Genomic DNA, 10,197 nt, shown 5'->3' with positions numbered 1-10,197 from the left:
GCCCGCACAGCTGCGGTCGCCCCGCGTCGGCGCGACCGCGCCGCAGCCTGCGCGTCGGCTCCTACTCCCCCAGCTCCTCCGCGAAGCCCACGCGGTAGTTCTTGAACACGGCCTCGCCTTCCTCCTGGGTGGCGTCCAGATCCACGTCGGCTGCGATGGCGAAGTCGTGGTCGCCTTCCGGGTCGCTGAATATCTGGCGCACGTGCCATACGCGCTCCGTCTTCTCGTCCGCCTCGTCGATCGCCAGGTAGGCCGCCGAGCGGGCGTCGGCATCGATGGCAATGGCCTCATGCACCTCGAAGTACGCGTCGAGCGCGCGCTGCCAGCGCGGCTCGCCGCAGCCCCACTCCTGGTCGAGCTTCCCCAGCTCCGCCGCGCGGCCCTGCGACGCCAGCCGCACGCGCTGGAAGAGCGCGTTGCGCACGAGCACGGTGAGGCCGCGACGGTCGCGCACTACGGCGCCGTCGGCCGAGGGCGGGGCGGCCTCGAACATCGAACCCGCGCTCTCCCACTCGTCCACCAGGCTCGAGTCCACCGAGCGCACCACGAAGCCGAGCCATGCGATGATATCCTCCAGCCGCTCGTCGCGCTTGTCGGCGGGAATCGTGCGGTCGAGCACGCGGTAGGCGTCGGCCAGGTAGCGCAGAAGCGTGCCCTCCGAGCGCGCGATGCCGTAGCGCTGCACGTAGCCCTTGAAGTCCGCCGCGCCCTCCAGCATGTCGCGCAGCACCGACTTCGGCGCCAGCGCGAAGTCGCGCGCCCACGGCACCTCGGCGCAGTAGCGTTCGAACGCCGCCTCCAGCAAGTCCTCCAGCGGCCGCGGGTACGTGACCTCGGCCAGACGCTCCAGGCGCTCCTCGTACTCCACCCCGTCGGCCTTCATGTCGGCCATGGCCTTGTCGCGCGCCGCGCGCTCCTGGGCGCGCAGTACCTGCCGCGGGTCCTCCAGCGTGGCTTCGGCCATGGATATGACGTCGAACGCGTAGGTCTCGCTCTCGGGGTCCAGAAGTTCCAACGCCGCCAAGAGGAACGGCGACAGCGGCTGGTCGAGCGCGAAGTCCTCCGGCAAGTCCACCGTGGTCACGTACTCCACGGCGCCGTCCTCGCCCTCCACCTGCTCGATCACGTCTGCGTTGGCCAGCGTGTTGAATATCTCGTCGGCGCGCACCGAGAGCGCCGCCTTCTCCTCGTCGGTCTGGGCCGAGTCGGCTATGAGCTTCCGCACGCGAGCGTACGCGTCGCCGCCCTGCACCACCTCGGACAGCACCATGGAGTGCGTGATCTTCATGCGCGGCTTCAGCGTCTCGGGCACGGCGGCTATCAGGCGCTCGAAGGTCTGCTTGTTCCACGTGACGAACCCCTCGGGCGGCTGCTTCTTCTTTATCTTGCGCAGCTTCTTCAGGTCGTCGCCTGCCTTCGCCACCAGCTTCGCGTTCTCTATGTCGTGCTCGGGCGCCTCGGCTATCACCATGCCCTCGGTGTCGAAACCGCTCCTCCCGGCACGCCCCACGATCTGGTGAAACTCGCGGGCGCGCAGCCGGCGCATCTTGTGGCCGTCGAACTTCGTGAGCGCCGTGAGCACCACGGTGTGGATGGGCACGTTGATGCCCACGCCCAGCGTGTCCGTGCCGCAGATAACCGGCAGGAGCCCCTGCTGGGCCAGCTTCTCCACCAGCAGGCGGTAGCGCGGGAGCATGCCCGCATGGTGCACGCCCACGCCGCTGGCCAGCAGGCGCTTGAGCGTCTTGCCGAACGCCGTGGTGAAACGCGTGCCGCGCACGGCCTCCTTCACCTGCTCGCGCTGCTCCTTCGTGGCCACGCCGTAGCTGGACAGCGCCTGCGCGGTGGCGAGCGCCGCGTCCTGCGAGAAGTGCACCAGGTACAGCGGCGCCTCGCCCTTGCGCAGCGCCAGCTCCACCGTGCCCTCGAGCGGCATCTCCACGTACTCGTATTCCAGCGGCACCGGACGCGGCGCATCGGCCACCACGTCCACGTCCGTGCCCGTGCGCTCCTTAAGGGACGCCGCGATGGCGCCCACGTCGCCCAGCGTGGCGCTCATGAGCAGGAACTGGGCCTTCGGCAGCGTGAGCAGCGGTACCTGCCACGCCCAACCGCGGTCGGCGTCGCCGTAGAAGTGGAACTCGTCCATGGCCACGCAGCCCACGTCGGCCCCCTCGCCCTCGCGCAGCGCCTGGTTGGCCAATATCTCCGCCGTGCAGCAGATCACGGGCGCCTCCGCGTTGATGTGCGCATCGCCGGTGATCATGCCCACGTTCTCGCGCCCGAGGATGTCCACCAAATCGAAGAACTTCTCGCTCACGAGCGCCTTGATGGGCGCCGTGTAGTACGCACGGCGGCCGGTGGCCAGCGCCATGAAGTGCATTCCCAGCGCCACGAGCGACTTGCCCGAGCCCGTGGGCGTGCCCAGTATCACGTGGTCGCCCACCATGAGGTCCATGAGGGCCTCCTCCTGGTGGGGCCAGAGCTCTATGCCGCGCACGGCCACCCATTCCAGGAACCGGTCGAGCGCCTCGTCGGGCGCAAGCCACGGCTCGGGCTCGGCCTCGTCCTCCTCCGGCTCCCACCACGTGGGCGCCAACCGCCCGAGCGACCCGTGCGAAAACGCGCCGTTGTCGGTCTGGTCGGGTTCGGACGATGCATCTGCTTGTTCAACCATGGGGAAAGGCCTCCGGGAGACTCGCGTAAAGTAAAGGATGTTGGGAACCTATTCTACCTGCTGCCACCCGCCCAGATGCCCGCGCGCGTAAAGTTTTCATTCCGCAGCCCACCCTCGGCGCAAATGAAACCGGCGGCTTCGAAACCATAAAAACTGAAATGGTTATACGTTGCTTAATAATCTGAAAGTCAAGGGCTCATCGTACGAACGGCCGCAGATTATTGTGCACAAAAATGTCTATTGAACTGGTATTTTGTTCATAAGCAAGTATCTGCTCCGAACTTTTTTCGAACGCAGGATCGCGCCGCCTCCGCTTGCGCGGAATGCGCTCGCCCCCCGCGCCGCCAAACGGCAATCCGCACGTTTTGCGCGTGCTACAATCCGCCCAAAGATGTCGATGGCTCGCCCCTTAGGAGGTCAGGTCATGAACGGCAAGACCATTCGGTAACGCTTGCGAGCCTGCCAGCACCCCCCTCGCCTGCCCAAGCCCCAAAAGTAAGAAGGCCCCCATGAATCCCTTGAACAAGCCCAACGTCCATCCTCCTCTTTCAAGGTCAACGCCCACGGAGACCTTGCAGCCGCGTCCGCCGAAACCCCGCTCACCCGCCGCACGTTCCTGAAGCTCTCCGCCCTCACGGCAGCCGCACTGGGCACCGCCGGCCTGCACGAGATAGAGGGCGGCATCGCGCTTGCCTACGCAGACGAAGGCGCAGCGGAAGCGGCAACGCCCTTCGTCGTGGACGTGCTCTCGCGCAAAAGCGTCGGGTTTCTGGTAAGCGATCTAACCGGAAACGCGATCGATGCAAACGGCGGGTTCGCCCAAGCCGCTGCCGTGTCCGGAGCGAAGGTGGTGCTCACCTCGCTGTACACGAACACGTCCGTCGAGGCCGTCAGCGACGAACGCGGCAAGGCCATCTTCGCCGATATCTCCGCGTTAGCGATCGCCAACAACGACGACAAGCCGCCTACCTACCATTTCTGGGGCAGCATCGAAGTCACCAAGGACGGCCACCGCACGTTCAAGACGGGCCGCATCCTCGTAAAAGGCGCGCGCTTCTTCGTTGCAGCAACGCAGCCCCACGACGGGAAGTCCTCGTATCTGCGCGCCTGCACGTACGAAGGCTTCGACATGCAGTACTTCCCCTGCACCATGCCCAGCACCCGCGCCATCCCCGACAAGCACACCGTGCGCTGCGAGGTGGTGGCGCCCAACGCCAAGCAGGTCAAGGTGGAACTGTTCAACAAGGGCTGGTTCATGGAAGGCGTCACGGGAAAGGCCAGCGTCAAAGACGGCGTGGCCGTTGTCGACATACCCTGCGCCTACTGCGCGGACACCGACATGGCGGGCTACGCCACGTACCTGACCGTCTACCTGGACGGCAGGAAATCCTACCGAGTGAACACGCGACTGGCGTTCAAGACCGCGCCCATCGACAAGCCCACCGAGGGAAAAGCGGGCGTGGTGCCGGGAGAAAACGGCGCGAGCAAAAACGGCAGCGATGCAGGCGACGGCACCGATCCGGGCGAGAACGTCCTGGGCGGGCCCCTCACGCTCACCTTGCCCAACAGCATACCTTTGGTCGGCGGTCTTGAATTCGATCCCGGCGTCGGCAGTCTACCCATCTCCTACCATTTCGACCCCTGGGGCATGTCGTGGTTCGGCTTGAACGTGGCGGTTGCCTACGAGACGGTCAACGGCGAGAAGGTCGAAGGCACCTGGAAAACCTACAACAACGAGACCATGGCCGAGCATCGCGCCAACATGCAGAGCGATTTCGACGCCGCCGTAAAACGCTACGACGCCTGCAAGCGGCACAAGAAAGACAAGAACTCATGGCTGGGAACCAGCGACAAGCTCAAAACGGCAAGCATCGGAATGTCGTTTCAAGCGCTTGCCGTCGGCGGATACGACTGGAAGACCAACGACAAGTCCTGGGAAATGGGACCGCAGTTCACCGTGTCCTTCTGGTTTTCCAAAGAGGTGACAAAGCAGCTGATGCTGGGGCCGGCTCCGGTGTTCATCGGTTTCGGGATAGGCATCAACGCCAACGCCCAGCTCGCCTTCCTCACGCGCATGAAAGGGCTGGACTTCTCCACGATGACCTGGTCGGGCAAGTCGAGCGAACCGCTCACCGTCAACGTGGACATCGGCATGAGCGTAACCGCCGGCATCGGCGTGAAGGACATCGTCTCGGTCGGCGCGACCGGTCGTGCCGGTGTGGACACCACGTTCACCGTCCACACCCTGGACAAACCGCAGCCGCACATCGTGCTCACCGCCTACGCTGCCGTGACGGTGACCGGCCAGTTCCTGTTCTACAAGGTCACGCACACCGTCTACGACAACCGCTGGGACGACCCGCCCATTCTGGACAACTGGAAAGGCAAGCTGGAACCGGGCGATTTCGACGCAGCGGCGGCGCCGGCGGGCCTTGAGCCCGCAACGCTGGGGTACGGCCTGCCCGAAGCAAACAGCAGCTGGAACATCGTCACCGAAGGCGAGCTGGCCAAGACGGCGGAATTCAACGGCGCAACCACCGCGCAAGGCTCGGCGGAGTTCTCCTACGATGCCGAATCCTGGACCGGCGCAAGCGTCGACGGGTTCGGGATCAGCGGCATGAGCGAGCTGGGAGCAGAACCGCTTGTGGAGCAGCTGGTGTTCAAAAACGTACTGTCCGACCCGCGCGTGAAGATCATCCCGTGCTGGAAAACGCAGCTCATGCTGCGCCTGGCGTCCGTCAAGCTGGACGGCGGCGCCGTCCGCACGCGCGTGACCGTCTCCCACTTGGACGGCACCGTGTGGAGCAAGCCGGAGGTGCTTGATTTCCAGATCGTCATCGGCTACGACACGCCCTCCGGCCAAGGCGACCAGCCAGCCGCCAGCGCCTTCATCGGGGGCGCCGACGATGCGCTCAGCGAAGACGCCCGCGCGTTTAAGCAGGGAGTCGAAGAAGCCGGATTGGCACTGGTCGACGAAGGCTTCAGCGACGTGAGCGACAACCCCCCGGCGCGCAAAGACCTGTTCGACGTGGACTTCGATATCGTGCCGTTCAGCGACGGGTTTGCGCTCGTCGTGATATCGTCGCTGCGCCCCAACGGAGACAACACGCCCATCGCCGATGCCGGCCTCACCAACATGGTGACGATCGTGGACTACACCCTGCAGCAAAGCGGAGGGAAGTACCTCTACCACCGCAATACGCAGCGCTCCTTCCTACCCAAGCCCATCGAAGGGCACGCGCCGTGCTTGACCAAGCCGCAGATAAGCGCAGGCGATAAAAAGGGCATGGCCACCTTCGAAGCCCGCTGCGGGTCGGGAAGCAACCCCACCGTGTTCTCCAACGAACGCTACATCGGCGCCATCCTGTTCGAGAAGAAAGCCGGGCTCGAACTCGAGCGCGCGCTGATCAAGCGCAAGGACGGCACGCCTTGGAGCACCATATCCACGCCAACCCACCTGGAATCGCACTCCTTCAGCGTCCCCTACGCCGGCCAGTTCAAAAGCGAAGGGCGCTACCGCCTGGAAGCAGCGGCAAGCTTGCGGTACGCCTCGACGGTGGTCGACATCGCGCAGGATCATGAAGTGGACATCACCTGGCTGGATTTCTCTACGTTCATGTACACCGACGCCGGAAAACTGCGCCTGGCAACGTTTGGCAACGACGGCAAGCTCTCGGTCCAAGACGTGTCCATCGAGCGCTTCGACCATGAATCGTTCGGTGCCTCAGCCGACGGCAAGCACCTGTTCTGGACGCAGGTGGAAGAAGGCGAGGGCCGCCCGAAGTACGACGCGCAAGGCACCGTCCAGCCGCGTTCGGGCGATCCGGTCAAAACGTTCCAGATCATGGCGGCAAAGCGCTATGGCAACGTGTTCACGCCGCCCTTCCCGCTGGCAAAGCTCAAGAACCGCGCCGACGGCATCGTGGGCACAAGCGGCACCAAGGGGTCGCTCGCATTTCTGTACACGAACTTCCGCGACGTGGCGAACAGCACGAGCGACTTGTGGTTCACGAGCATTCCCTGGGTGCAGAGCGTGCAGCTGGCAGGTTGCGCCTGCGACAACCCCTTCGTAGCCGCCGGCGAGCCCGCTCCGCTTTCCGTGCGCGTGATCAACACCGGATCAACGTGCGTGGACGGCGTGACCGTAAGCATCTACGACAACGCCGAAAAGTCCGGAAGCCCCGTCGACACCGTGACCATCGACTTCACGCGCGACACCATGCAGACCACCATCAACATGATGGAAACGGGCTTCGAAAGCGACGGCGCGCCAACGTACGCCGACGAGGAAGGCTTCGTCACGGGCGACGCGTTCAACGTGAACGGCGTGCTGCTGCCCGGCCAGGATCGCGTGTATTCCGCCAGCATGAACGTTCCCGCGGACTGGAAGACCGAGCAGCGCACGCTGCATGCCTTCCTGGAGTCCGCGCGCACCACCGTCGAAGGACCGTTCGCAGAAGTCGTTCCTGAAGGCGTCGAGATCATAGACCACCTCGACAACGCTGCGGCGGCGGCATTCGCCTTCGACCCCACGGCCACGCTGGACTTCTTCGGCCCGAACAACTACGAGATACTGGGAGACGACCCCGTCGACCCCGTGAAGCCGGACGATCCCGCAAAGCCCAAGCCGCTTACCAAAACGGGCGACCCCTTGGGGCTGGGCGTGCTCGGCGTTGCCGGGCTAGCCGCAGCCGCCGGCTTGGGCGCCTACAGCGCCCGCCGCGCCGCGAACGAGGACGCGCGCAAGGGCAAGAGAGGGGAAGACTAGGCGCCGAGCACCCACGGCGACGCGACCACCCACGCCATCGCCGCGACCCAGAGCACCGCCGCCACCACCCGAGCGGGCAGGGGCACACGCAGGTTCTTCGCTGGAATCATGAACATGGCAATGAGCCCGCCCAGCGCCCCGCCCAAATGCCCGCTCACGGAGATGCCCGGCACCAGGAACGTGTACACCACGTTGATGCCGATGATGGTGAGCATGCTCTTGCTGTACTGGGCGAACACATGCCGGTTGCCCTTGTGCAGCACGCCGAGCAGCGCCACGGCCACGAACAGCGCGAACACGCTCGTCGATGCGCCCGCGCTCACGGTGGGCATCCCGCCTGCCAGCACGTCGGCCATATACGACACGGCGTTGCCCGTAATGCCGCCCACGAAGTAGAGCGCGAGGAAGTTGCCGCGCCCCAGCACCCGCTCCAGCACCTCGCCCACGCTGAACAGCGCCACCATGTTGAAGCCCAGGTGCATGAGGTCCATGTGCAGGAACATGGGCGTGACGAACCGGAACAGCTCGCCCGCCTGAACGAGCGGCGCGTACATGGCGCCCATGTCCACGAGCACGCGCGTGGGGATGTCGAGCGAGACCCCCATGCGCGCCCCGGCCAGCAGCGATATGGCCGCCTCGGCCGCGAACACGATCACATTGAGCGCAATGAGCACGATTGTCACCAGGCGGAACCGGTTGCGCTCGAAGAACCCGGGCGTTTTCGCGTTCATCATGCGCTTCAACTGCTCGTCATCGATGACGGGGCGCTCAGGCGCGTCGGGGTCGTTCACCTTGTACGGCACGGAGGACTCCTTGCTGATTCGTTCTGCCGAAAGTCCGAACCAGCATACCATCACCGTCCGTGTGAAGGGAGGCCCGCGGGCCTCCCTTCACGTACTCGCCAGCACCCGGGGCGCGCCGCCGTGCGTGCCGCGCCTGCCGTGCCAGCAGCCTTCCCGTACCGGGGCCCGCCGCTATCCCAGCGGCAGCGCCAGCTGCTCGGGCCCACCCGGCTCATCGCAGGGCGGCCAGCGATGCCGCGCCATATCGATGGTCTCGTCGTCCACGAACGCCACGCCCTCGTCTTCCAGCAGCTGCCGCTGCACGCGCTGGCCGCCGAACGCGTAGGTGGGCGCAAGGGTTCCCTTGGCGTTCACAATGCGGTGGCACGGCAGGTTCCACGCGCTCTGCACGCGGCTCATGGCCAGGCCCACCTCGCGCGACGCCTTGGGATACCCCGCCAGCTCGGCAATCGTCCCGTACGTGCACACCGAACCCGCCGGCACGCATCGCACCTGCGCATACACGCGCTCGAAGAACGCCTCGTCCATCTCGATCATCCCCGAGCCCTTCCTCTCGCCCACCGCCGCACCCCTTTCCCCGGCCGAACGTCCCTCCCATGATAATCCACCCGCCGTCCAACCGAAGCGAGAACAGCCCGAGGCTGCACCGCCATCGCCCGCGCGGACGCTTTAGAAAGGGAACCGCCCGTAACGGATGGAAGGCGCGCCGTTCACGCCGCGCGGCCGTCCGCTGCAGGGCGGTGCGCAGCCGGTATCGTGAGCGCTCCACGCGCCCGAGCCGCAGGGAGCTTCGCCCTGCGGGCACCGCGCGAACCTTACAGGAAAGGAGCGATCATGACCGCACGAGACGACAACGCCGCACGCCCCACCGCCCTGGGCCGGGGGCTCGACACCCTCATGGGCGACCGCGACGCACAGGGAGCCGACCGGGCCGATCGGCCTTCAAGCACCGGCAAAGCCGACCATCCGGACCGCACCGAAGCCGCGCACCAAGATGCCGAGGGCGACCGCCCCTCGCAGCCGCCTGTTCCATGCAAGGAGGATCGAGGAGCGCGCCCGCCCGAAAGCGGCATCGCCGTCGTCAGCGGACTCATCGCCGGCGGCGCGGCAGGCGCCGTGGCCATCGCCGCGTTCGCCCTCCTCGGCGTGAAGGCGGTGCTGTCCATGCAGCGGCGCAACCGCCTGTTCTAAGCTTGTCGGACCGACCGGCCCGCCGCATCAGTGTCAACCGGTCAGGCCGTACTTCTGCGCCAGCTGGGCCGCCTTCACGCGGGCGCCCTTCTCGTTGAGGGCCCAGCGCTCGAACAGCACCGCGTTCCCGCTCGTGAACACGTCGTAGATGCCCTCGAACGCCATCTCGGCGCACGTGAAGGCGCCCTCGATGGACGTGAAGTACGTTGCCGCGTCTTCATTGAAGGCACCGTCTTCGAACTCCAGGACGTGCGCCTGCTTCCCATGGCCGGCCAGGGGTACGAGCATGGTGCCACCGGAGAGCACAACGGGCATCCCGCGGCCGCCGAACGGCACGCGCGCCGACGTGCGCACCGGCTCGAACCGCCCGACCCACTGCTTGCCGTCCAGTTTCGCCCAAGCGGCCCAAGCGCGCGTGAAACGCAGGTCGTCGTCGCGGTAGAGCGCCTCGAAGAACTCGCGATACGTCGACGCACCGTCCAAGTGCCCTCGAAACTCGGGCCGTACCCCGCCCCCAAGGGAAACGAGCGAGAGCACGCGGGCGCATCCCCGGCGCTGCCGCTCGCCCAAACCGTCGATCTGCTCTTTCAATTCCCCGTACTCCATAGCCTGCCCCTTTCCCCCGAATACGCGCAGCGCGCCCCTAGGCGGCGTGCGTCTCGCGCACCAGTATAGCGCCCGAGCGCGCGTGCGGCAGCCCTTCCGAAGAAGAACCCCCTCCGACCGGCAGGTCGAAGGGGGTTCGGCAAGCCCGTTCC

At 66.0% G+C, this 10,197-nt stretch carries 6 protein-coding genes and 1 pseudogene; 3 read left to right on the top strand and 4 right to left on the bottom strand.

The genetic code is table 11. The annotated features are described in order from the left end of the window. Nucleotides 1-61 precede the first annotated feature (61 nt). Complete coding sequence (locus GPA_RS14050) at nt 62-2,677, bottom strand: DEAD/DEAH box helicase (protein WP_015540275.1); 2,616 nt, start codon at nt 2,675-2,677, stop codon at nt 62-64. 601 nt (nt 2,678-3,278) lie between these two features. Here GPA_RS14050 and GPA_RS20680 point away from each other — a divergent pair. Both GPA_RS20680 and GPA_RS14045 read left to right on the top strand, forming a co-directional pair. After that, a pseudogene (locus tag GPA_RS20680) lies at nt 3,279-3,335 on the top strand (twin-arginine translocation signal domain-containing protein); the annotation flags it as partial. Nucleotides 3,336-3,509: 174 nt separating this feature from the next. Continuing rightward, entirely contained in the window at nt 3,510-7,445 is a 3,936-nt protein-coding gene (locus GPA_RS14045; protein ID WP_156791063.1) for a hypothetical protein, read from the top strand. Here the strand turns inward: GPA_RS14045 and GPA_RS14040 are convergent. After that, a complete protein-coding gene (locus GPA_RS14040; protein WP_041239696.1) occupies nt 7,442-8,248 on the bottom strand; it encodes a rhomboid family intramembrane serine protease in 807 nt (268 codons plus the stop codon). The two genes, GPA_RS14045 and GPA_RS14040, sit on opposite strands and share 4 nt — an antisense overlap. Nucleotides 8,249-8,419: 171 nt before the next feature. Continuing rightward, complete coding sequence (locus GPA_RS14035) at nt 8,420-8,809, bottom strand: MGMT family protein (protein WP_197533107.1); 390 nt, start codon at nt 8,807-8,809, stop codon at nt 8,420-8,422. Between the two features lie 273 nt (nt 8,810-9,082). Between GPA_RS14035 and GPA_RS14030 the strand changes: the two genes are divergently transcribed. Then, nucleotides 9,083-9,439: a hypothetical protein gene (locus GPA_RS14030; protein ID WP_015540272.1), complete on the top strand. Its 357-nt coding sequence runs from the start codon at nt 9,083-9,085 to the stop codon at nt 9,437-9,439. Nucleotides 9,440-9,472: 33 nt separating this feature from the next. Here the strand turns inward: GPA_RS14030 and GPA_RS14025 are convergent, their stop codons facing one another. Continuing rightward, the gene (locus tag GPA_RS14025) at nt 9,473-10,045 is read right to left on the bottom strand and encodes a hypothetical protein (RefSeq protein WP_041239695.1); all 573 of its coding nucleotides are present in this window, start codon (nt 10,043-10,045) and stop codon (nt 9,473-9,475) included. Nucleotides 10,046-10,197 lie beyond the last annotated feature (152 nt).

This window comes from Gordonibacter pamelaeae 7-10-1-b (assembly GCF_000210055.1).
Taxonomy (GTDB): domain Bacteria; phylum Actinomycetota; class Coriobacteriia; order Coriobacteriales; family Eggerthellaceae; genus Gordonibacter; species Gordonibacter pamelaeae.
This window is presented reverse-complemented; position numbering and strand designations above follow the sequence as displayed.

Bases quoted from the DNA above. Each gene is read 5' to 3' on its own strand.
- GPA_RS14025 (WP_041239695.1), bottom strand. From the start codon at position 10,045: ATGGAGTACGGGGAATTGAAAGAGCAGATCGACGGTTTGGGCGAGCGG.
- GPA_RS14030 (WP_015540272.1), top strand. From the start codon at position 9,083: ATGACCGCACGAGACGACAACGCCGCACGCCCCACCGCCCTGGGCCGG.
- GPA_RS14050 (WP_015540275.1), bottom strand. From the start codon at position 2,677: ATGGTTGAACAAGCAGATGCATCGTCCGAACCCGACCAGACCGACAAC.